The sequence below is a fragment of the Insulibacter thermoxylanivorax genome, assembly GCF_015472005.1.
Classification (GTDB): Bacteria; Bacillota; Bacilli; order Paenibacillales; family DA-C8; genus Insulibacter; species Insulibacter thermoxylanivorax.
In genome coordinates this window covers 85,193-108,510 of the sequence record NZ_BMAQ01000033.1, presented here as the reverse complement: position 1 = coordinate 108,510, position 23,318 = coordinate 85,193, and the positions used below count along the sequence as shown (strand labels likewise).

The window sequence follows — 23,318 nt, the reverse complement described above, 5'->3', positions numbered from 1 at the left end:
ACGCCCATGCTGGGCGTACAACGAAAAAAGGGCTGCATAAAAGCAGCTCCTTTTTTCATTGAGGGATCACCAGCAAGATTGTCCCCAGCAGCACCACCAGCAAGTCAGCTTCACCTTGTTAAGCTTGCGGATCTTCATAAGCTCACCCCCTTAACTGATGATCGTCTGTCTTGACCATAGAGTCTTTTGTATTCTTCCTCGTGGGTCTCATGATAGTCATGTAACAGAGACAACCACGTCGGAAACACATTTTTGAAATGCGGGATTAGATTCGGGTCGAATTGAGTCCCAGCGCCTTTGATAATGCGTGCATAGGCTTCATCGGGGGTTAAGGCGGCGCGATACGCTCGGTGTGAGGTCATGGCGTCAAAAGCATCGGCGATGGATGCAATCCTGGTCAGCAAGGGGATCTCCTCACCCTTCAGGCCGTCAGGATAGCCTGTCCCATCCCAGCGTTCGTGATGGTGCCTGATGATCTCTATACATGGATGTAAACTTTCGATGTCCTTGATCGCTTCGGCTCCGAATACGGTATGCATCTTCACAACTTCGTACTCTGTGTCCAGCAATTTATCCGGTTTGGTCAATATATCGTCAGAGATCTGGATCTTGCCGATATCATGGAGCAAGCAAGAGTAATAGAACGTGTTCAGCTCTTGTTCCGTGAATCCGCCCACCTTGCGGGCCAGCGTGACCGAGTAATGAGCGACCCGTTCGCTGTGTCCCCGGGTATGGGGATCCTTCAGCTCGAGGATGGCGACGATCCCCTTAACCATGCTGCTAAAGTGATCGTTGTATACCTCGTTGATCGAACGGACATAAGCAAGGAATCGCAATAAGATCACATAACCTACGATGCAGACGATCACGACCAGCGCAGCCGGCATCATGATGAGCGAGAACAATTCCGGATGGATCACAGCCACCAAGATATACTTCGCAAACAGACCGACGGAGACGAACCAGAAGAAGTTCTGATTCACGAAGATGGCCGAGAAGATCACCATGATGACTTCACCGATATTCCCGCCGTCATAGAGATTGGTCAACCAGTAGCTGACGAGATCGGCGAAGAATGTCGTGACGATAAACACGGAAACATAGATATACTTTATCAAGTACAGATACTTCGACTTAATGAATATGAATAACAAAGGAAGCAGGAAAGTTAATATGATATAAGGTCCTGATAGAATGAGAAACTTATCGAGTCGAAAGTTGTGATAGGAATACAGAGCCGCAAAGTAATAGTAGAAAACATGATAGATTAAACCAATGGTATAGAATAACAAGAAATAGATAATCGTTGAACGCTTCTCTTCTAGAACTAATGCTGTGTCGAGAAAGCTCTTACTTTTCATGAACCTCGTCCTTTCGAGTTAGACCAATTATCTAGGAGGCTGCCAGATCAACGTTCTGCTTCGACGCTGTAAACCGTCGCTAACATTGTACCTTAATTGGCAGGAAACCGCTATATCAAGAAGGTGACTATACTCACAAAGCATAACTCTAATACAAGACTATAGTCACAAATTCTTGATCCTCTATCTAGATATTGATCTAAACTGACATCGTTCTCGATCGACGCTTCAATCCGGTTCATGAAAACTTTTACTTATTTTATGAAATTCTACTATGATCATATCATATTATTCTAGATTTTCCCACACCTTTTTTTCGATTTCTTGAAAAATTTTTTACTAGATTGCCTCACCAAGCTCCTCAGTCGTTTTCGACAAATTCAAATTCAAAATCACCGATTCTGACAATGTCTCCGTCCTCCGCTCCCTTCCTGCGCAATTCCTGATCCACACCCATCTTGCGCAGGATTCTTCCGAAGCGAAGCTGCGCTTCATAACTGCTGAAGTTAGTACGTTTGATGAATCGCTCGATCCCTGGGCTGTCAACCACGAAATATTCATTCTCACGGCGCACCGTGAAGCTCATATCGTCCTTAGGCTCATATTTGTACACCTTGCGTTCAGCAGTCTCTGCTGCCTCTGCAGCCGCCGGTGTGTCCGGGAGTTCCTCCAGCAGATCCGCTACGCGGTACAGAACCTGCTGCAGTCCTTTCTTGGCGATGGCAGAGATGGGGAAGATCTCCTCATCGCGGCCTAATTCAGCAAGGCGTTCTTTGAACAGAGCGAGATGTTCTTCCGCACCTGGCATATCCATCTTATTAGCGATGATGAGCTGCGGGCGCTCCGCCAGCTTCTCGCTGTACAGACGCAGTTCATCATTGATCTTCTGCCAGTCTTCGAAGGGATCACGCCCTTCCGTTGCAGCCATATCAATGACATGCAGGATCAGCCGCGTACGTTCAACATGGCGGAGAAACTCATGTCCCAGCCCCACCCCTTGGTGCGCGCCTTCGATCAGGCCGGGCAGATCGGCCATGACGAAGCTCCGGCCGTCGCCGACATCCACAACGCCAAGGTTCGGCGAAAGCGTGGTAAAGTGATATTCCCCGATCTTCGGCTTTGCAGCGGACACAACGGAAAGCAGCGTGGACTTGCCCACGCTTGGGAAGCCAACCAATCCAACGTCGGCCAGCACCTTAAGCTCCAGGACCAACCAGCGCTCTTCGCCTTCATCGCCGTTCTCCGCGATGCGCGGCGCCGTATTCGCCGGACTGACGAAGCGCATATTCCCTCTGCCGCCGCGGCCGCCGCGTGCGACCACGACTTCTTGGCCATGCTGCGTAAGATCCGCGATGATCTCCTGCGTATCATCATCGATCACCACAGTGCCTGGGGGCACGCGAACGATCAGGTCCTCGGCATCTGCGCCGTGCCGTCCCTTATTGCGTCCTTTCTCGCCGCTCGGCGCCTTGTAATGTTTGTTGTACCGGAAATCCACCAACGTGCGCAACCCTTCATCAACACGGAAGACCACGTTGCCGCCGCGGCCGCCGTCGCCGCCCGCAGGACCTCCCTCCGGCACATGAGCCTCCCGGCGAAAGGCGATCAGGCCGTCTCCGCCTTTGCCGCCTTTCACATAGATCTTCGCTTTGTCTACGAACATGCTGTCACCCCATTATCATCCTTCAACCGTTTCATTCATATTGCAGCTGCAAGGTAAGAGCGATTTGTCCATCTTCTATCAGATATTCGCACATCAATCCTTCTTCCCGCCAAGAGGCGGTGCATGCCGCCAAGGACTTCTCGATCTCACGGGTATACAGTCCCGTGTATTGATAGAGGAATTGGGCATATTCCTCCGTCGTAACGATGGTTAACTCAAGCGTGTTCTGCTCACCGGTAGACGGCTCGGCGGCTTCCTGGAACAGCTGAAGTCCTTCCTTCACGACACGAACCAAGCGCTCCGGGCGGATCGGAAGAGTATGCAGATTAATGGACTTATCCAAGGATACATGCAGTTCAAAATTCTGGCTGTAAAGTCTATAGGACATCAAGAGCAAACTCAGCGAGGGATTGCCGATATTCGCAATATGGCTCTCGTCGCTCAGTTTGTTCTTTATTTTCTCCAGATACGAAGCTAATTTATCATATTTTTTCAATGTCACGTATCCCATAAGCACTTGCAGATCATTCATCCAATCATGCCGGTAGTGGCTGATCGCCCGCATCATCTCGCGTTCCGCCTCATGCTGGACCTTCGCGGCCGCACGCGTCTGCTCCCTTCGCTCAGCCGCTGCCCAAACTGCAGCAACAGCCAGTAAAGCGATCAGCACGATTGTCTCCGCCGCAGGACCTGCGCCCGCCCAGATCAGGACGAACAGCAATGCGGCAATACCCGCCGCAGCCGCTTTTAACATCCGTATATCCCGCATAGGACTGCCATCTCCCACATATTACTAACGATCAGTATAACATGTTTTTGATGGAAACACATACTTCCAATAACGCACGCTTCCGCAACATCTTAGAGATGCAGAAAGCCTGACGGGTCTATCCGCCAGGCTTCTTAAGAGCATCATCTTAAGCTTCTGCAGCAACAACATCCTCTACAGGATATACGCTGACTTTCTTACGGTTGCGGCCCAAACGCTCGAACTTCACAGTGCCGTCGATCAGCGCGAACAGCGTATCATCCGAGCCTTTGCCAACGTTGTTGCCGGGATGAATCTTCGTGCCGCGTTGGCGCACCAGGATGTTGCCGGCCTTCACGTATTGACCGTCAGCACGCTTCACGCCCAAGCGCTTCGCAATGCTGTCGCGGCCGTTCTTCGTAGAACCTACACCTTTTTTGGATGCAAACAATTGAAGGTCCAATTTAAGCATGGTCGTTCGCCTCCTTTATTCTGAGCTAATTGTATCCGTCACAGCGATATAATCGCCGTAAGATGCTTCGATCGTCTTCATCATGACAATCATGCTCTCAAGCAACAAGTTCAGTCGCTGCCGCGTCTCTTCATCGGAAATCGCAAGTCCAGTCAGATCGACCCGCATCTTGCCTTTGCGCATGACGTACTTCGGCTTAAGCCCAAGCAGCGACTCGATCGCATTGTAAGTACCCACCGCGATCGCCGATGTGCCGGCACATACGATATCCTTCCCCGGTTCATCGTATTGGGCATGACCGTCAACAGAATAACCGATGATCATCCCGTCTTGATCTCTCATAATTCGCACTTTGATCATGATGCCACCGATTAAGCTTCGATCTTCTCGATCACAACTTTCGTGTACGGTTGACGATGGCCTTGTTTCTTGCGGTAGTTCTTCTTAGGCTTGTACTTGAAGACGATGATCTTCTTGCCCTTGCCGTGCTTCTCAACCTTGCCTACTACCTTAGCGCCGGCTACCGTAGGAGTTCCGGCTACGAAGCCATTGTCCCCCGATACTGCAACGACTTGGTCGAAGGTTACGGTCTCGCCTTCAGCGACAGGCAATTTCTCAACATAGATAACGTCGCCTTGTTGCACTTTATATTGCTTGCCGCCAGTTTCGATAATCGCGTACATGTGATGGTGCACCTCCTCATCCTAAGACTCGCCACGCGATGGTGCCCGCCTCTCATCGTGAGACGACGAGACTTGCTGACCAGGCATGAGCGGTTACAGCGCATGGAAGCGCGCATGAAATCAGTCTACCATACATAGGCGGTTCATGTAAAGAGTTCTTCACGTGATAAATTACCGTAATAACGAGCTGTTCCCATCCACGGGGATGCGCCCGCTTCCGCCGCAGCTGGGGCAGATCCCGCCAAGTTGATAATCAACGCTTTCCCTTACCTTCTTCCGCGTGATCTCGAGGAGCCCGAGCTTCGTCCAACCCATGATCAAGGTCTTCGTCCGGTCCTTGCGGATCAACTGTTCCAGTTCGTCAACGATGGCTTGCCGATGCTCCTCCTGGTTCATATCGATGAAATCGACGATGATGATCCCGCCGATGTCCCTCAGCCGGATCAACTGCGCGATGAGCTTAGCGGCTTCCATGTTGGTCTCATACACCGTCTGTTCCAAGTCCACGCTGCCGATGAATTTGCCAGTATTGACATCGATGACGGTCAGTGCTTCGGTTTGATCGACGACGATGTATCCGCCATTATCCAGCCAGATCTTCCGAACGAACAAGCGGTTCAACTGGTCCTGCACCTGATAATGAGCGAATACATCGTGGTGATCTTCAACGGAGATGCGCTCCAACAGATGGGCCGCGTAGGGTTCCAACACATGCTGCAGCTGCACAGCCAGCTGATGGTCGCTGACCACGCAGCGCTCCACCTCATCGGTGAAGACATCCCGCACCAAGCGCGGCAGCATATCGAGCTCATGGTACAGCTCGGCGGGGGCTTGTACCTCTGCCTGTTTCGCTGTGATCTTCGACCAGAGACTGCGCAGATACTCAAGATCTTGCCGCAGTTCTTCCTCACTCTTCCCGCAGGCAGCTGTCCGCAGGATCAAGCCTTCCTCCGATGTTCGCAGCTGTTCGCCGATCCTCTTCAGTCGTTCACGCTCCGCTTCATCAACGATCTTGCGGGAGATGCCCACATATCTTGCCCCCGGCATATACACCAACCAGCGGCCGGGCAGGAAATAATGCGTAGTCACGCGCGCGCCCTTCGAGCCGAGCGGTTCTTTCATCACCTGTACCAGCAATTCTTGGCCAGAGCGAACGAGTTGATCGATCGGCGGTTTGTTCTGCGGTCTGTCGACCCCGGCAGGCAGAAGGTCATCCACATGCAGGAAGGCGTTCTTCCCCGTGCCGATATCGACGAAAGCAGCCTCCATGCCCGGCAGCACATTGATCACTTTGCCTTTGTATATGTTCCCTACGACAACCTTGCGCGATTCCAGCTCTACGAAGTATTCCGTTAGCTTTCCGTCATCCAGCAGAGCCGCTTGCAATTGATCGGATTCTGACTTTATCACGAGCTCTCTCAAGTCATTCACCTCGATGTACGGCGTTTGCTTCACTTTCCTATATTGTAACTGATCCTTGCGGCCATGGCACGCACAACTCAATGATTTCTCATCAAAAAAGCTTGAATCACCCGCTGCTCGGGAAGCGTCTGCTTAATCTTGCCCTCTTCATTGCAGATGTAGATCACATGATACTGTTCCCGCTTCAACATCCTCACAACCTGCGAAACCGTATGTCCCGGTGTGACCAAGATTGGATGGGCGGTCATGCCGCCTGACAGCTTCCCGCGCATGCGCTGCTCCCGGCCCATCAGGAAACGCAGAAAGATATAAGAAATATTGCGATAATCCATCCAATTGCTGATGAACAGAAAAATCCCGATCATAAGCAGATTGAGGTCGATGCCATAGGCATGCCAGATTCCGAGACTCACAGCGATCATCAGCGATCCGCACAGCAAACTGATCACATGGGAGATATGCAGCGTCTGATAATAAGGCATCCACAGGCTGAGCAGGGTCTGCAACAGTTTGCCCCCATCCAGCGGCAGGATCGGCAGGAGGTTGAAGAGGCCGATCATCATGTTCACATGGATGAAGTATCCCGTCCAAGCTTCTCCCCACAGGCCGAGCCGTTCGCAGATCAAAGCGAAGGCGATCATCCAGACATGTTGCAGCGGGCCCGCAAGCGTGACGATCACATCTTGCCAGGCGGGAACGGAGCCGTGCTCCTCCACCTCAGCAACCCCGCCGAAGGGCAGGAGTCGGATGGCTCTTACCCGCCATTGAAGGCTGCGGGCAGCAGCGGCATGTCCTAATTCATGAATGAAAACAACGCCGAACAATACGATGATCTCCAAGATATATCCCGTCATCAAGGAGGCTGCGAAGATCATCCACATGAGCGGGTGGATGCGGACCGGGATGCCAAACAGCCTAATCAAAATCCACCACGTCCGCAGGGTTCACATACGCATCATCGACTCTGACGGAGAAATACAGGACGCCGCTTCCTGCCGCTCCCTTCTCTTGAACGCCGCGGGCGATGAGATCCCCTTGCTCGACCCAATCGTTCTCGGCCACTTCCGCACCGACCAGCCAGCCGTATACCGTGCGCACATGATCGGGATGCTGGATCACCACCGTTAATCCGGAAGAGGTCAGACCTTGGAACACCACCCGTCCCTTGGCTGCAGCAATTACCGGCGTATCGGCGGGCATCTGGATGAGCACGCCCTGGCCGTTTACATCGAAAGGGGTGACGATCTTCCCCTTCCCTGGAGCTCGCAGCACCTCTGCCAATTCTTTAATCACCGGCCGGGTCTCTCCCCCATGCTCATCTCCCCGCATCGCGGGAATCCATGAGGGATAGGAACCGCCAAACATGGAGCGGTACCAGTTCGCGGCTTCTTGGACATCGAAGGGCTCTTGCAGCACCTTCTGCACCGATGCCTGCAAGCGAAGGGCCCAGCCTTCCTGTAATTGATACAATCCCCAGACAAGGATGAACAACATGACGCTGAGAAAGGAGCTTGTAAAACTCAGCCCTCCCCAAGCCGGGATCTGCCGCCTCCGCTTTCTGCCCGGCGAATCCTTCTCAGCAAGTTCTGCAAGGGGTTGTCCACTCCAAGCAGCCATTCGTCTCTTCCAAGCTTCTTCCGGATCTCTGGGCGGAGGAGCTGTCATGGGCGCAGGCGGAGGAGCCGCTGGCTTGTGCTCCGCAGAGCCGGCCTGTCTCATCTCCGAAGCAGCAGATCTCACTGCCGGTCTCAGCGGTACTGCTAGTTCTGATTCGCTTGCGTCAGAGCGGGATAACAGCATCTTCAGCTCTTCGATGCGGGCTTGTCTGCGCCGCCGGATCTCGGACTTAAGCCGCATACGCATAAGAATACCCCTTTCCGTCAGATAGCATGTCACTATCTATGTATATGACGGAGAAGGGGTAATATGTCCTTGCCTCGCAAGGCGGGGCAAACGCTAAATTTTAAATTTCTTCAAGGAATCCGTCAGCTCATTGGACAGCCTCTCCAGCTTGCCGACCAAGTTCACTAAAGCATCGCTTGTATTCAGCTGCGCCGCGCTGGAGGAAGCGACTTCTTCCGAGATCGCCGAGGATTCCTCGGACACCGCGCTGACGCTTGCCATCGTATCCGACAGCACCCTCTGCGCCTTCTCCAGCTGTTCGATCGCTTCCGTCACCTTGTCCGCTTGCTGGACCAAACCCGTCATCCGTTCGCGCACTTGGTTGAAGATCATATCCGCATCCCTTACAGCGGAGATCTGTTCTTGGAAGAGGGGGTAGGCTTCCGACATCACGCTGACGGTTTCCGCGATACCGCCTTGGATATGCTCCGTCATCTCCGCGACGATATCAATGGACTGTCTCGACTGATCCGCCAGTTTGCGAATCTCGCCGGCGATGACCATGAAGCCGCGCCCGGCTGCTCCGGATCGCGACGCTTCGATCGATGCATTCAGAGCAAGGATATTCGTCTGCTGAGTAATCTGCGTCAGCATATCCAGCAGATTCCGAATCGAAGCGGTGCTTTCCTGCAATTGATCGACTTTCTCCACCATGCGGCGAGTGATCTCTTCCGTCACCCGCGTTTTATCGTTCAATTGCACCATGTAACCCGTACCTTGTTCACTTACCTTATGAACATCGGCAGCAACTTGGCCCATCGTCCGGTTCGCTTCTACGACCTGTTGCAGCTGCTTGCTGAGATCGATGACCAGCTCATTGCCGCGCTCCGCCTCGGAAGCCAGGGTCGCCGCACCATGGGCAATCTGCTCCGTCGCCTCGGAGATCTCCCGCGCCGAATGCGCCGTATCCTTTGCAGAATGGGAGAGCTCCTGCGCCGTCATCAACACCTCAGCTGCAGAGTGGTTTGTTTGCCGTACAAGCTCGGTAATCTGTTCCATCATCTCATTGAAGCTGCGGCCGACCTGTCCAATCTCATCGCGGTTCTTAAAGCTCGTCCGCACGTTCAAGTTGCCTTTTGCACCTTCTACCATCAGACGCTGCAATCTTCTGAGCGGGCTGCCCATCGTTCTTGCGACGAGCAGGCTGAGCGCTACGGCAACAAGGGAAGCGACTCCGATGATGACATAGATCACCTGTTCGACGATCTTTGTATCCTCGGTCAGCTCAGCAACGGGGGCAATTCCGACGACGAACCATTTCGCCTTGTCAGAAAAATGTGCAACAACGATGAATTCTTCTCCATCCTCATTGCGCATGATGCCTCGATTGCCCTCGGGTATGGCCAGTTCTGCCTCTGCGAGGATGAGGCTTTCATCCTCTGCTTGCAGGAGAAGATTCTGGGTGTTCGTTATGTATACCTGGGAGGATGGACTCAATTGAATGCCGCGAACCTGTTGATTCAACATCTCCTGGTTGATCTCGAAGAGGACCACGAATTCCTGATTAAGACTCGTCTTCATCAGCCTTGCCAGACCGAGCTGCGGCCGCTGCTGGGCGTTGCTGTAACCGCCGATGCGCGTATGCAGCCAGAGGTTATCCTGTGATGAGCTTGCCTCTTGGAACCATGGTGCTTCATAATCGATGCTGACGCTGGTGGACGACAAGGTTGAGAAGGTCAGATGCTCTGGATTCTTAGGGATGATCATGATGTTGGCGATCAAGGAGTTCGAAAAGGTGATCTGGTTAATATATTCCTGGACCTCTTTTCGCGCACTCAACTGGTCAAAGGTCTGGCGATTCTGATCGTTCGCTGTAAACAACCAGTTGTGAAGGTTGGTGTTCGTGATCATCTGCAGCATCATCTGCTCGTATACGCCGAGCACAGTATCCAATTTCTCATTCGTCTGCTGAATCGTCTCATAAGCTGCCTGCGCAGCATTTTCTTCAATGATGTGCTTCGCCACCCGCAGCGTAACAATCCCGGTAACGCTTACAGATAAGATAATGCTCGCGAAGATAAGGACAAACAGTTTAAAACCAACAGAAAGCATCATTTCTGAATTGCCTTTGTTCGCTTTGCTTCGTGACAACGACATGGCAGACGGTGATTGATTATTAGGACCTTTGACTTTCTCCCACTTCATGTTCACTGACACACCTCACCATCATATATAAGCGCTTCCAACTACTTATTAGACATAAATCGATAAATACCTTCCTAAAAACACTAGAAATATAAAAATAATTGTCTAAAGACTAAGAAAATCCTCCTGCTGACCGTCCCAAAAACGGGACTGCAGCAGGAGGTTTTAAGCCGTGTCAAATAAATCTTGATCCTTATCGCGATGAATCTGAATGCTCATCACAATGCCGATCGAGAGCATATTCATGATCAGTGAGGTGCCTCCGTAACTGATGAAGGGCAGCGTGATGCCCGTAATCGGCATGATGCCCAGCAGCATGCCGATATTCTCGAAAATCTGAAAGACAAAATACGATACGATGCCGATGATCATATAAGAGCCAAAGAAGGTGGAACTGTGTATCGAAGCGATGATCATCCGGTACAACATTAAGAAATAAATGAGCAGGAGAATCGACGATCCCAAGAAACCAAACTCCTCGGCGATCACGACGAAAATCGCATCAGAGTAAGCATAGGGGATGTAGTTGTTGTGGACGGAATTGCCTTGCAGGAATCCGTCTCCGGTGAAGCGTCCGGAACCGATCGCTGTCATCGACTTGCGCAGCTGATAGGAAGCGTTGGGATCTGCCTGCTCCGGATCCAAGAACGTGTCAATCCGCTTCACCCAGTGTCCTTTGCCCTGTGCTTTGAAGAATTCCGTAATCTCGGCGTGATAGGCCTGATAGAGATTGTAAGATGCGATCAGCGCGACGATGAAGATCACGAGACCAATCGCCACATGGGAATACTTGATATTGCCGATCCAGAGCATGCCGAGCATGATCACGAGATAGATGATCGCGTTCCCTAAATCAGGCTGGATTAAGACCAGTACGAAGGGAATCAAGACGATGATCGCAATCGGCACGACTTCGCGGAGCGTGCTGAGCGTCTCCCCTTTGCTCTTCGCCAGCATATGCGCGATCATGATGATCAAGAGCAGCTTCATCAGCTCTGCAGGCTGGAAGCTGAGCCCTGCCGGCAGCTTATACCAGCCTTGAGCGTTGTTGATCTCAGAGCCGAAGAAGAAGATTCCAACCAAGAGGATGATGCCAAGTCCGTAAAGCGCATATACGATTTTCTGCAGCCAGCGGTAATCGAACATCGCGGCCATGAACATCACGATGAAGCCGACCACATAGTTGCGGATATTGTCATAGTACAGGCGCTGCGGACCGAATTGCTGATTGTCTATGGTGGCGCTGTAGATCATCATCGTGCTGAATCCCATGAACAGCAGAAGGATGAACAGCAAGATCCAATCCAAGCGTTTGAGTTTGGCTAACAAGAATCTCATCCCATCCCGAAGAACTTTTTGACTTTACTGAAGATCCCGCTCTTCTCTTCCAGCGCCATAAGCGGTACAGAATCGCCCAAGATGCGGCGTGCGATATTACGATAGGCGATGGATGCTTTGGAATGAGGGTCCATCACCGTCGGCTCGCCGGCATTCGCCGATTTGATCACCATCTCGTCATCGGGAACGATGCCGAGGAGATCGATGGCGAGCACCGCGCAGATCTCATCGATATCGAGCATATCGCCCTTCTTCATCATATTCACGCGCGCTCGGTTGATCACCAGCTTAGGGCTCTTGATGCCTTCCTTGTCCAGAAGACCGATGATCCGGTCGGCATCGCGCACCGCGGCATTCTCCGGTGTTGTGACGACGATCGCTTGATCGGCGCCGGCTACGGCATTTTTAAAACCCTGCTCGATGCCCGCTGGGCAGTCGATCACCACGTAGTCAAATTCCTTCTTGAGATCCAGGATCATCTTCTTGACGTCTTCCGGCTCGACCACTAGTTTGTCCTTCGTCTGCGCCGCCGGCAGGAGGTACAATTCATCGAACCGCTTATCCTTCACCAGCGCTTGCTGCAGACGGCAGCGACCTTCAGCGACATCGACCAAGTCGAAGATGATCCGGTTCTCTAAACCCATCACAACATCGAGGTTGCGAAGCCCGATATCGGTGTCGACCATGCAGACTTTCTTCCCCAGCATCGCTAGTGCAGTCGCTATATTCGCTGATGAAGTCGTCTTGCCTACTCCGCCTTTGCCCGATGTAACAACGATCGCTTCTCCCAAAGGTCTCACTCTCCCTTGTATATTTCGACTGCATCCGGCCTAAACCGGTACAGATGGGTGATCTTCTCAATCTCCATCCGTTCATCTTTCATATATGCGAACATCATCATCGTATCATCGATTCCCCACTCATCCGGCGGCCGGCTGATCGCATCGGCGATTCTGAGCTGCGTGGGCTTAAAATGCGATGCCGCGATGACCGCAGCGGGATTATTGCCTTCTCCGGCATGGGCCATCCCGCGCAGCGAACCCAGGATGAAGATGTCGCCCGTGGCGATGATCGATCCGCCCGGGTTGACGTCTCCGATGAAGATCAGATTGCCTTCATGTCTTAACACCTGTCCGGAGCGAACGATCCCGGTCAGCACCTTATGGCGGTGCGCCGATTCCTGCGGCACATCGCTCTCGATGGACTGCACGACGAGGTTGCGCCGGTTGATGAGATTGTGCAGGGTATCCTTCTCGGCTTCGGTGATCTGACGCTGTCCTAATCTGACGTGGACATGTACGAGCGGACCGCTCAGCAGCTTGCTGTGCGAATTCTCCAGTTTGTATTCCAACTCGCTGAGCAGTTCGGAGAAGGGGCATCTGTCGTCTAGTACGAATACGAGGCCATCTTTCCTTCCTTTTATCGTTACGTGCTGTTGTTTGCCAGTCATGATCCTATGATACCTCCACCCCATACAATTCCACAGTCGTATTGCTGTTTCCTGCTGGCATCATGGATTGCCGGTTGGATAAGCATCCGATTCATCTGGCGCGACATATCTTTCGATCCGCGCAAAGATGCGAATAACAGGATAATATAACGCAGAAGTGAAGCACAGATTAAGCAGCAGGGATGGAAGAGCCGCATGAACAAAATGCCACCAAGGGGTAACGGAAGTGATCTGAAAAAGCCGATACAGACCGTATACCAGAAAATCAAAAGACAGAAGACCAAGTCCGATCGATCCGATCCCGACATACCACGAGACATGGGAGTCCCGCAGCAACATCGAGATCACATAGGTGACGAGGCTCATCCCGAAAGTATAAGCGCCGAGCACATGGCCGTAGAAGATGAGATCATGCATGAAGCCAAAGACAAGGGCCATCGCCAAGGCCATATGCCGATTCAGGTAGATTGCGATATACAGGATCAGGACAAAGGCAAACTGTGCAGCAAAGGTAAGATTCAGTTCCACAGCTGCACTGGGCACTAACCAGGGAATGAGCGAGCTTTCGAGCAGGAACAGAAAGAAGACGACGAACCAGAGCACATGCTTATACCAGATCATGGGTTCGCCCCTTCACCTGCCCGCTCGACGACAAGTACTTCACGCAGTCCTGTCATGTCCATATTCGCTGCTGGTTTGATCTCCGCCACATGGGTGATACCGAAGGTTCCTTCCCTGCGCGATACAACCGTTCCGACGATTAATCCCGGCGGATAAGTGCCTCCCAGTCCTGAAGTGATGACCGTGTCTCCAACTCTCAGCGGGTCCTCTTGTTTGATCTTGCTCATGATCAGATAACCGGTCTCGTGGTCATAGGATTCGATCACGCCGAAGGAATCCGGATGCTCCATCGAAGTGACGGAGATGCCGCGGGAGTTCATACTTTGATCATTGATATCCGTCAACATGAGCACGTTCGAGGAGAATTCCGCAACGCGGATGACCCGGCCGATCAGACCTTCCGGCGTGACGACGGCCATGGATTCCCGGATGCCGTCGTTGGCGCCGAGATCGATCTTGAACACATTGTTATAACCGTCATGGTTAATGGCCACTACCCTGGCTACGCGGTAGATGAGTTCATCGGACTTCTGTCTTTCTGTAAAGTTTAAGAGATCCTTGAGTCGTTCATTCTCTGCTTTGAGGACATTAAGGCGCGCGGTATCCCTCGCATAGTGGGAAAGCGTGCGCTTCAGCACCTCATTCTCCCTGCGCAGCTGTCCCAAGGTGCTGATATCCTCAAAAAAACCCGCTATATATCCAGCGGGCTTATAGATCAGTCCTTGCAACCATGCGACGGTATCTTGCAGCATCTTCTCCGGCCAGGTAACTGCTCCTCTATTGCCCAATGTAACGCCCATCAGCGCGATGACGATGATCAGACTGATCAACGACATTATCAAACGTTTATTGCCGAACAATTTGATCATGATGCACCACCGAACCCATTATTCCCCTTAAACGGGCACGACCCTTGCCAGCCGGTGGACTGCACGTCTTATCTAGCCCTCTTGGCCGGGCCGGAGCGGCTTGTAAAGAGATGCAGATTGTCCAAGGCTCGTCCTGTGCCGATCGCCACGCAATCAAGCGGATTCTCAGCGACGATGACCGGCATGCCTGTCTCTCTTGCCAGCAGCTTATCCAAATTTCTGAGGAGTGCACCGCCGCCGGTCAAGACGATGCCGCGATCCATGATATCCGCAGCCAATTCAGGAGGGCAGCGCTCCAAAGTGATCTTCACCGTATCAACGATGCTGTTCACCGGATCGGCTAAGGCTTCCGCCACCTCATCGGATGTGATGGTAATCGTCTTCGGCAGCCCGGTAAGCAGATCGCGTCCGCGGATCTCCAAAGTCTCAGGATCTTCCAGCGGAAACGCCGAGCCGATCTCCAATTTCAGTTGTTCAGCCGTACGTTCTCCGATCATCATATTATAAGTGCGCTTCACATATTGGATGATCGATTCATCCATCTCATCGCCGGCAACCCGCACCGACCGAGAAGTAACGATGCCGCCCAGCGAGATAACAGCGACTTCCGTGGTGCCGCCGCCGATATCGACGACCATGCTGCCGGTCGGCTCCCAGACGGGAAGATCCGCACCGATAGCTGCCGCGAAGGGCTCCTCGATCGTAAAGGCATCCTTGGCACCGGCTTGCCGCGTTGCATCCTCCACAGCGCGCTGTTCGACAGACGTGATGCCTGAGGGCACGCAGACCATCACATTCGGCCTTCTGCCGAAGAGCCGCTGCTTCTTCAGCGCCTGCTGGATGAAATACTTGATCATCGTGGCCGTCGTCTCGAAATCCGCTATCACCCCGTCCTTCATCGGACGAATCGCACGGATGGAACCCGGCGTCCGGCCGATCATCTTCTTCGCAGACTCGCCTACTGCTTCGATCTGCTTCGTATCTGTACGGATCGCGACCACGGAAGGTTCCCGCAGCACGACCCCCTTACCCTTGACGTATACCAAAGTGTTTGCTGTACCTAGATCTATACCCAAATCTTTCGTAAAGCCGCGCATGTTATGTAAGTCTCCCTTCCAGATTGCGAGTAGAATCACTAATGTTGCAGGAAATCCTATTTATTATATTACATATAGCCTTGCTCCTTCAAACTGACGAACACACCATCCCCTATGATCAGATGATCCAGCAGATCGATACCGATAATATTCCCCGCCTCAGTCAATCGATGCGTCAAGGCAAGATCTTCACGGCTCGGCGTAGGATCACCGCTGGGGTGATTATGCGCGCAGATGATCGATGCCGCGCCGCGCTTGACCGCTGAGCGGTACACTTCGCGCGGATGCACGATCGCGGCATTCAAACTGCCCATGGAGAGCGTTTCCTTGGCGATGACATGATTTTTGGTATTCAAAAATAATACGACAAAATGTTCCTTCTGAAAATATCGAAGTTCTTCCATAAGAAGCGCAGCGGCATCACGGGGTGACCGAATGACGGGCCGTTCACCGTAGGTCAGCTGCGACAGCCTTCTGCCCAGTTCGATGCCCGCGTGGATCTGCAGCGCCTTGGCCTCGCCGATGCCCTTGATCTTCGTCATCTCTACCACGCTCATCTCCGGAATATGCTTCAATCCTCCCGCTTGTTTCAAGATGCGCTGCGCTAACGTCACTGCGGATTCCTTGTACGTGCCCGTGCGAAGCAGCACAGCCAGGAGCTCCGCATCGCTGAGCGCCTGCACTCCCTCCCGGAGCATCCGTTCCCGGGGCCGGTCGGTTTGCGGGAGATCGCGCAGGGTCAGATGGGCTTGGACATGTCCCTGAATCGCTAATTCCCTCCTAACGTATAGACGTGGACAGACGCAACATGGTTTACAAAATCTCGATGCCAAATTCCAGCAACAATTCGCTTAAGAGAGACACCGATAACCCCACCACATTAAAATAATCGCCTTCAATCCCCGAGATCAGCGTCGCACCTATGCCCTGAATCGCATAGGAACCCGCCTTGTCCATCGGTTCTCCCGTCGCGATATATCGCTCGATCTGGCGATCGTTCAACGCCTTCATATGGACAACCGTTCTCCTGTGGCCGCGGAGCTCACGGCCGGCGACCGCGTCGATGCAAGCGATCCCGCTGTAAACATGATGCGAGCGGCCGGCAAGCCTTCGCAGCATGCGGCGGGCATCTTCTTCATCCCGCGGTTTCCCAAGGATCTCTCCGTCCTGTACGACGATCGTATCGGAACCTATGACAATCATCTTCCCACCGTTGGAGGGCAATGCAGAAGCGACAGAACAAGCCTTGCGCGATGCTAATTCCTCGACGACCTGCGAGGGTGTGAGCATGGGATCCACTGATTCATCGACATCACTCGGGATGATGAGCGGTTCGATGCCAAGGGTGCGAATGAGTTCCAATCTGCGCGGTGAAGACGAAGCGAGGACGATGCTATAGTTCATCTCTGTAGTCTGCCTCCTGAAACTTTACGTGCTGGATTGAGTATCTCATTAGGGGTTAGGTATGCACAGCTTGTCATGCGGTTCTTTCAAGTGCCGCGAATTTTGTCGCCGTTAGCCATATTATACGTTTAAAACTATCAGCTTACAATGAGCATTTCCTTCTATTTCCTGCATACTTTCATTTCTTGCTTACTTTACAATAGGATATTGAGGGAGGATGGAGATAGGTGATGAAGAGAACGATCATCGTCGTCTTAACAGCTGTCATGCTGTTGGTATCCCCGCTGACGGCAGGAGCGGCGACCGTCTTGCTCGATCCGGGACACGGCGGATCGGATCCGGGTGCCATCGGGGTGACGGGACTCTATGAGAAAGAAGTCAATCTGGATATCGCATTGAAAGTAAGAGATGAGCTTGAGAGACGTGGATATGACGTGATCATGACCCGCACAACCGACACATACCTAAGCCTTCAAGAACGCATCATGATCGCCGAACAAGTGAAACCGGATATCCTTGTCTCGATCCATGCGAATTCTTTCCATCGCCCGGATGTGAAGGGTACACTCGTCCTATACTATGACAACCGCTATCCGCAGCAGCGTTATCCCGCGAGCGAAGCGATGATTCGCTTATCGCCGGAAAGCCGCAAGTTAGCAGAAGCCCTGCTTGAAGCCGCGGTAGAAGCGGCCGGCACGGTGAACCGCGGATTGCTTGCGAGCTCGGTGTACATGGTGAGGATGGGTTCGATGCCAAGCGCATTGATTGAGACCGCCTTCTTGTCCAATCCCGAGGATGAGCAGCTGCTTAAGACGCAGGAATTCCGCGAGAAGATGGCTGTCGGCATAGCCAATGGAATCGAGCGGTATTTGCCGCCGCGATTCAGAGACATAGCCGGCCACTGGGCCAGCAAATCCATACTTCATCTCTTCAAGCAGGGAATCGTCGAAGGAGACGGCCGTTATTATTACCCGGACCGCTCCTTAACCCGCGCGGAATTTGTCGCCATGCTGGATCGCAGCGGACTCTTGGACGAGCCCGAAAGCGACATGCCGGCAACACCGATTGATCTGGTATGGAATGTCGAGACCTTAACCGAGGCGGTATACGGCGAGGCGTCGGGTACTGAACCGGAGATCCCCGTCTTTCATGATCTGGACGAGAGCCACTGGGCTTATGCCAATCTGGTGAAGGCAATCGAAGCCGGGATTCTCGAAGGATTCGTGGACGGCACGATCCGTCCGGACGGCGAGATCACCCGGGCCGAGGTGATCGTGATCATCGACCGGTTGCTGCACGGCGAGGAGGAGCAGCAAGATGTTCAGGCGGCAACGCCGGCAGAGGCCTTTATGCGTTATTTTCAGTCCCATATTCCCTTTGTCGATGTGCCTGTGGCAGAATGGTTTACCAACGCCGTATATCGTCTGTATGATCTGAAGATCATCAACGGGGTATCCGAGACATCCTTTGCCCCGCATAAACTTATGTCCCGGGCAGAAGCGGCTGTGCTCATCGACCGCTATCTAAGCAGCGGACTGGAAGAAAGCTATAAGATGTAATGCATACGACCCACAAGAGTTACATAAGGGCAGGATCGTGAGCCGCCGCCAACGGCCGTTCCACGAACCTGCCCTTTCTGTATATCGGCTTAAGTTATCCGCTTCGTCTTAATCTGCCAGTGTCGCAAGAAGCTCCCGCTCCTGGATGATATATTGCATGACGGCGCTCTGGGCCTGCCATAGATAGGAGACCGAAGGATTCTTCTTGTACTCCAACAGCGAGTTAACGGCCGTGGTCAAGCTGTTATTCATCGCTTCAAACAGCGCTTCGGCCGCCTCCGGCACCGCACCGGCGATATGATTCGCATGCATCGACCATCCTTGATGGGACTCGGTCAATGCCTGAATCGTCTCATCTTCAAAATTCGTCAGCACCTTCTCTTCCAGATGGACCAGGGTCAACAATGACACCATACGCGCCAGATCTAATCCGTCTGAGAAGTAAGCCCGAACATGCTCGGCTTCCGAATCCCCCCATTGAATCGCCTGGATCACCGGACGTGCATAGGGCTTGACATAGGTCTCCAGATCAAGGCTGCTTAGCTGGTTGCTGAGCAGCAGGGCGCTGTTGCGGTCGGGAGTCATGCCTGCATAGACCACATGTTGTTCCCTCGCTTCATAGGCGCTGGCGATGCCTGCTTGCCGCAGCTGATTCTGGGCTGCCTGTGCTCCTTCTAAAGTAGAAAACACCCCGAACTGCAGCATATAGACGGTATGCTCCGGCAATTGCACACTCACGCCGCGGTTCTCCATAGCGCCGGATTCTTCCGGACCATCCGGGTCAGCAACAGGCTGCATGGAGTGATCCTCTGCCCCCTGAGGCGTGAATACAGGCGGAGCTTCCGGCTGCGTGAGGTTCGAGAACATCTGGATGACGAACAGGCCCAGCAGCACCCCCGTTGCTACGGCGCCTAAGGCCGATGCGCCGAGGCGGAACCAAGACAGCGGCGAACGATAGGAAAGCGCCGGCTGCGGTTCATCAAGATCTAAGAGGATCAGTCCGTCCCGTTCCACATCAGCAGCACCCGCGCCGCTATGTTCGAACTCAGCGTCCATTCCGTCCATTCCAGCTCTTCGCCTCACATCATCTGTCTGTCTCTGCTGCATATCGAAGCTGTCGTTCGTCTCATCCACCGAAGCAAGCCCGGAAGGCTTGTCCCCGCCAGTATCAGCATCCCCTTCCCTGCCGCTCTCCCGGATCAGTTGTTCCAACCGCTCAACCTCGATATCAAAGGGGGAACTCCAAGCGCCGTAATCGTTCGTGTACAGATTCAGCATCTGCGAATCATAGATCGAATCCGACGCTTGATCCAGCGCATCCCCATGCTTCCTCTCCGACGGTGAATCTATCTCCTGATCCTCGTGAATTCTCAGATCCATCTTCTGATCCCTATGAAACTCTTGGGTCATTGGGCTCGAATCCTTCGACCCGTCATCCTGTGCGGCAAGACGGCTGAATTGCTCTTTGTCGTGGTCAAACCGATAGGTGATGCGTGCCTTCGTCATCCGTCAACTCTCCCTCTCATCCAATCTTCTATTACAATCTATGAGAAAGAGAGATAGATTATGCATGGTTTAGAAGTTAGCAATCAGCAACCAATGCAAATGCATTAATAGAGCCGGAAATCATAAAGCTCCTCTTGCCATCCTCTTCACACAGCTGGCTGCAAGAGGAGCGTCTATCGCAGCTGTTTCTCATGATGACACGAACCGTGATCACGTTGACCTAACACACACAAGCCGCACTATTGCTGGATTCCCTCGCGGTCCCGCTGCTGCAATTCTTTGACGAAGGCGTCAGCTACTTTCCAGATGTCCCCCGCGCCCATCGTCAGCACGAGATCCCCGGGATGTACGCTGCTGCGCAGATAGGCAAGCACATCCTCCTTGGCCGGGAAGTAGCGCACATTCGGATTGCTGTTGGCGCGAATCATCTCCGCCAGCTTAGCAGCGCTGACGCCTTCGATCTGCTCTTCTCCAACAGGTGAATAGATATCCGTCAGCACCACCTCATCGGCCTCCGGGAATGCGCGGCTGAAGGAATCGAGCAGGAAGAAGGTACGCGAATACCGCTGCGGCTGGAAGACGGCGACGATCCGTTTGCCGGTGGATTTGGCTGCCATGATCGTCGCTTCGATCTCCGTCGGATGATGGGCATAGTCGTCGATGACGAGGATGTCGTTCACTTCTCCGAGCACCTGGAAGCGGCGCTTCGCCCCGCGGAACTGTTTGATCGCTTCCTTCACCTGGGCAAAGCTTAGTCCTGATTCGAGGCAGGTAATCAACGTGGCTAAGGCATTCAGCACATTGTGCCGGCCAGGTACATTGAGCTCAAGATGCCCCAGTTCTTGTCCACGTTCAACCACGGTGAAGGAGATGTACCGGTCTCCGAGCTTGATATCCCGCGCCATATAGTCCGCTTCATGATCGATGCCGTAGGTGATGACCGGCGTCTTCAGCTTCGGCAGCATCTCGCGCAGATACACATCATCCGCGCAGAGAATGGCCTTGCCTCCTTCTTTCACCTGGCTCAGGAATTGGGCGTAAGCTCGCTTGAGATTCTCGAAGCTCCCGCCGTAGTTCTCCAGATGATCCGCTTCGATGTTCGTTACGATGCCGAGGATCGGATGGTATTGGAGGAAGGAGCCGTCGCTTTCATCCGCTTCTGCGACCACATATTCACCATTGCCTGCCTTGGCATTGCTGCCGACATTTAGGATCTCGCCGCCGATGATATAGGTCGGATCCGTTCCGCAGGCTTCCATCACCAGGGCGATCATCGAAGATGTGGTTGTTTTCCCATGAGCACCGGCCACGGCGATTCCTTTGCGGGCATTTAACAAGCGAGCCAGCATCTGCGAGCGGTGGATGATCGGGATGTTCAGCTTCTCCGCTGCCACCATCTCCACGTTATCCTTCGGCAGCGCCGAAGAATAGACGACGAGATCAGCCCCTTTGACATGTTCTGCCTGATGTCCGATGTATACTCTGGCGCCTCTGGCGGCTAATTTCTCCGTTAGTTCCTGACGCACTTCATCCGAACCGCTGACCCGATATCCCATCTCCAACAACACGCGGGCGATGGCGCTCATGCCATAACCGCCGATCCCGATAAAGTGGACGTGCTCCTGGGTGTTCAAACCGCTTCACCAACCTTTTTCAGAATGAGATTGATTTAAAAGCATGGAACGAACATCTGCAACGAGATACAACGATCCGGTGACGACTGCAAGATCATCTGGTCCCGTCAGCTGACGCAGCTTCTTCACTGCCTGCTGCCAGTCAGGTTCTATCACCAATTCCGGCCGATCGAGCGCCAGATCTTGTTTCATCTTGGAGATCAATTCACTCAGTTCTGCTGCATCCATCGGCTGCCGGAAGTCAGGCTGAGTGATGATCAAGGTATCCGCTAATGGAAGTATATGTTCGAAGTACTCCCGGTGATGCTTCTTACTCAGCATCCCCGCCATGATATGCAGACGTTCGTAAGAATATGACTCTCGCAAGGCGTCAGCAAGCACGCCAGCTCCCTCTGGATTGTGAGCTCCGTCCACGATGATCCGCGGCTTCCGGCTGACTTCCTCCAATCTGCCCGGCCACTCTACTTCCGTCAGCGCAGCCTTAAGATCCTCCTCTTCGAGGATCAAGGCATAATATTGACGCAGCACCTCGAGGGTCATCACAGCGGCTGCAGCATTTTTGAACTGATGATCTCCTTGAAGCGAGATCCTGAGGTCCCCGTATTCGCGGAAGGGACCGACGAAGTCCATCGCCTTCGTGCCGTCTTCCCGCCGGCTCAGAACATAGTCAAAGTGCTGTTTATAACGGTACAGCGCTGACTTGCGCTCTGCAGCCGTCTCTTCAATCACATGCAGCGCTTCCGGCTGCTCGGCCGTGGTCACGACGGGAACGCCCGGTTTGATGATGCCCGCCTTCTCCGCTGCGATCTTCTCGATCGTATCGCCGAGCAAATCGGTATGGTCCATCCCGATGTTCGTGATGACGGAGACGAGAGGAACGACGATATTCGTGCTGTCCAATCTCCCCCCGAGCCCTGTTTCCCATACGACGTAGTAAGGATACGTCACCTCTGCAAAATACAGTATCGCCATGGTGACACAGATTTCAAACATCGTCGGATACCCGAGTTCCGTCGCACCGATCTCATCCGCCACCGGCTTGATGCGATTGCTTAAGCGGAGCACATCTTCCTCGGAGATCGGCTCCCCGTTAAACGTGATGCGTTCGGTGAATTTCTCGATATAGGGGGAGGTGAAGGTCCCTACATCATATCCGGCCCTGCGCAGCACCTGACCGATCATCGCGCAGGTGGAACCCTTTCCATTCGTTCCAGCAACATGGATATATTTAAGCCGCCGTTCCGGATGGTCGAAGGTTTTCATGAAATATTCCATTCGCTTTAGACCTGGTTTGATGCCGTTTGCACGCAATTCCGTGATCCATTGTACGGCTTCTTCATAGGTACGAAAGCTCATCTTCATTACCTTCTTTACTATATGATGTTGCCCCGTATATGATTGGGCAGCTGTAAGAACGAGATCATCAGCATCATTGCGGGCTGAG

At 53.1% G+C, this 23,318-nt stretch carries 22 protein-coding genes and 1 other annotated feature; of the genes, 1 reads left to right on the top strand and 21 read right to left on the bottom strand.

What is annotated here, in order from left to right:
* Positions 1-134: 134 nt before the first annotated feature.
* The 18 genes from PRECH8_RS11900 to PRECH8_RS11815 all read right to left on the bottom strand — a co-directional run bounded on the left by PRECH8_RS11900 (position 135) and on the right by PRECH8_RS11815 (position 17,175).
* Positions 135-1,361, bottom strand: coding sequence for an HD-GYP domain-containing protein (locus PRECH8_RS11900; RefSeq protein ID WP_207161797.1), 1,227 nt, complete (start codon positions 1,359-1,361; stop codon positions 135-137).
* A gap of 361 nt (positions 1,362-1,722) precedes the next feature.
* Positions 1,723-3,024 carry a GTPase ObgE gene (obgE, locus tag PRECH8_RS11895; RefSeq protein ID WP_200967317.1) on the bottom strand — a complete coding sequence of 434 codons (1,302 nt, stop codon included), beginning with the start codon at positions 3,022-3,024 and terminating at the stop codon, positions 1,723-1,725.
* Between the two features lie 31 nt (positions 3,025-3,055).
* Positions 3,056-3,793 (bottom strand): Spo0B domain-containing protein, encoded by a 738-nt coding sequence (locus PRECH8_RS11890; RefSeq protein WP_200967316.1) that lies wholly within the window; start codon positions 3,791-3,793, stop codon positions 3,056-3,058.
* A 148-nt stretch (positions 3,794-3,941) separates the two neighbouring features.
* Positions 3,942-4,244, bottom strand: coding sequence for a 50S ribosomal protein L27 (gene rpmA, locus PRECH8_RS11885; protein ID WP_200967315.1), 303 nt, complete (start codon positions 4,242-4,244; stop codon positions 3,942-3,944).
* A gap of 15 nt (positions 4,245-4,259) precedes the next feature.
* Positions 4,260-4,586, bottom strand: a complete 327-nt coding sequence (locus tag PRECH8_RS11880; protein ID WP_242457562.1) for a ribosomal-processing cysteine protease Prp — start codon at positions 4,584-4,586, stop codon at positions 4,260-4,262.
* 29 nt (positions 4,587-4,615) lie between these two features.
* Complete coding sequence (gene rplU / locus PRECH8_RS11875; protein ID WP_200967313.1) at positions 4,616-4,927, bottom strand: 50S ribosomal protein L21; 312 nt, start codon at positions 4,925-4,927, stop codon at positions 4,616-4,618.
* A gap of 14 nt (positions 4,928-4,941) precedes the next feature.
* Positions 4,942-5,032: a sequence feature (ribosomal protein L21 leader region), on the bottom strand.
* Between the two features lie 66 nt (positions 5,033-5,098).
* Entirely contained in the window at positions 5,099-6,358 is a 1,260-nt protein-coding gene (locus PRECH8_RS11870) for an Rne/Rng family ribonuclease (protein WP_308808491.1), read from the bottom strand.
* Positions 6,359-6,426: 68 nt separating this feature from the next.
* Entirely contained in the window at positions 6,427-7,272 is an 846-nt protein-coding gene (locus PRECH8_RS11865) for a site-2 protease family protein (RefSeq protein WP_242457561.1), read from the bottom strand.
* Complete coding sequence (locus PRECH8_RS11860) at positions 7,265-8,212, bottom strand: M23 family metallopeptidase (protein ID WP_200967312.1); 948 nt, start codon at positions 8,210-8,212, stop codon at positions 7,265-7,267. The genes PRECH8_RS11865 and PRECH8_RS11860 overlap by 8 nt, the downstream gene beginning before the upstream one ends.
* 93 nt (positions 8,213-8,305) lie before the next feature.
* Positions 8,306-10,216 (bottom strand): methyl-accepting chemotaxis protein, encoded by a 1,911-nt coding sequence (locus PRECH8_RS11855; RefSeq protein ID WP_200967311.1) that lies wholly within the window; start codon positions 10,214-10,216, stop codon positions 8,306-8,308.
* Between the two features lie 345 nt (positions 10,217-10,561).
* Positions 10,562-11,734, bottom strand: a complete 1,173-nt coding sequence (gene rodA / locus PRECH8_RS11850) for a rod shape-determining protein RodA (RefSeq protein WP_308808490.1) — start codon at positions 11,732-11,734, stop codon at positions 10,562-10,564.
* Positions 11,731-12,525: a septum site-determining protein MinD gene (gene minD / locus PRECH8_RS11845; RefSeq protein WP_200967310.1), complete on the bottom strand. Its 795-nt coding sequence runs from the start codon at positions 12,523-12,525 to the stop codon at positions 11,731-11,733. Before minD ends, rodA begins: the two co-directional genes overlap by 4 nt.
* A 5-nt stretch (positions 12,526-12,530) precedes the next feature.
* Positions 12,531-13,184 (bottom strand): septum site-determining protein MinC, encoded by a 654-nt coding sequence (gene minC / locus PRECH8_RS11840; RefSeq protein ID WP_200967309.1) that lies wholly within the window; start codon positions 13,182-13,184, stop codon positions 12,531-12,533.
* A 60-nt stretch (positions 13,185-13,244) separates the two neighbouring features.
* Positions 13,245-13,805 carry a rod shape-determining protein MreD gene (gene mreD / locus PRECH8_RS11835; protein ID WP_200967308.1) on the bottom strand — a complete coding sequence of 187 codons (561 nt, stop codon included), beginning with the start codon at positions 13,803-13,805 and terminating at the stop codon, positions 13,245-13,247.
* Entirely contained in the window at positions 13,802-14,674 is an 873-nt protein-coding gene (mreC, locus tag PRECH8_RS11830) for a rod shape-determining protein MreC (protein WP_200967307.1), read from the bottom strand. Before mreC ends, mreD begins: the two co-directional genes overlap by 4 nt.
* A 68-nt stretch (positions 14,675-14,742) precedes the next feature.
* Positions 14,743-15,771: a rod shape-determining protein gene (locus tag PRECH8_RS11825; RefSeq protein ID WP_200967306.1), complete on the bottom strand. Its 1,029-nt coding sequence runs from the start codon at positions 15,769-15,771 to the stop codon at positions 14,743-14,745.
* 68 nt (positions 15,772-15,839) lie between these two features.
* Positions 15,840-16,514 carry a RadC family protein gene (radC, locus tag PRECH8_RS11820; protein WP_371871211.1) on the bottom strand — a complete coding sequence of 225 codons (675 nt, stop codon included), beginning with the start codon at positions 16,512-16,514 and terminating at the stop codon, positions 15,840-15,842.
* Between the two features lie 70 nt (positions 16,515-16,584).
* The gene (locus tag PRECH8_RS11815) at positions 16,585-17,175 is read right to left on the bottom strand and encodes a Maf family protein (RefSeq protein ID WP_200967304.1); all 591 of its coding nucleotides are present in this window, start codon (positions 17,173-17,175) and stop codon (positions 16,585-16,587) included.
* Between the two features lie 230 nt (positions 17,176-17,405).
* Between PRECH8_RS11815 and PRECH8_RS11810 the strand changes: the two genes are divergently transcribed.
* Positions 17,406-18,734 carry an N-acetylmuramoyl-L-alanine amidase gene (locus PRECH8_RS11810; RefSeq protein ID WP_200967326.1) on the top strand — a complete coding sequence of 443 codons (1,329 nt, stop codon included), beginning with the start codon at positions 17,406-17,408 and terminating at the stop codon, positions 18,732-18,734.
* A 108-nt stretch (positions 18,735-18,842) separates the two neighbouring features.
* Here PRECH8_RS11810 and PRECH8_RS11805 read toward each other — a convergent pair whose 3' ends face one another.
* The 3 genes from PRECH8_RS11805 to PRECH8_RS11795 all read right to left on the bottom strand — a co-directional run bounded on the left by PRECH8_RS11805 (position 18,843) and on the right by PRECH8_RS11795 (position 23,230).
* Positions 18,843-20,240, bottom strand: a complete 1,398-nt coding sequence (locus tag PRECH8_RS11805; protein ID WP_200967303.1) for an SPOR domain-containing protein — start codon at positions 20,238-20,240, stop codon at positions 18,843-18,845.
* 239 nt (positions 20,241-20,479) lie between these two features.
* Positions 20,480-21,874 (bottom strand): UDP-N-acetylmuramate--L-alanine ligase, encoded by a 1,395-nt coding sequence (gene murC, locus PRECH8_RS11800; protein WP_200967302.1) that lies wholly within the window; start codon positions 21,872-21,874, stop codon positions 20,480-20,482.
* 6 nt (positions 21,875-21,880) lie between these two features.
* Positions 21,881-23,230 (bottom strand): bifunctional folylpolyglutamate synthase/dihydrofolate synthase, encoded by a 1,350-nt coding sequence (locus PRECH8_RS11795; RefSeq protein WP_242457560.1) that lies wholly within the window; start codon positions 23,228-23,230, stop codon positions 21,881-21,883.
* Positions 23,231-23,318 lie beyond the last annotated feature (88 nt).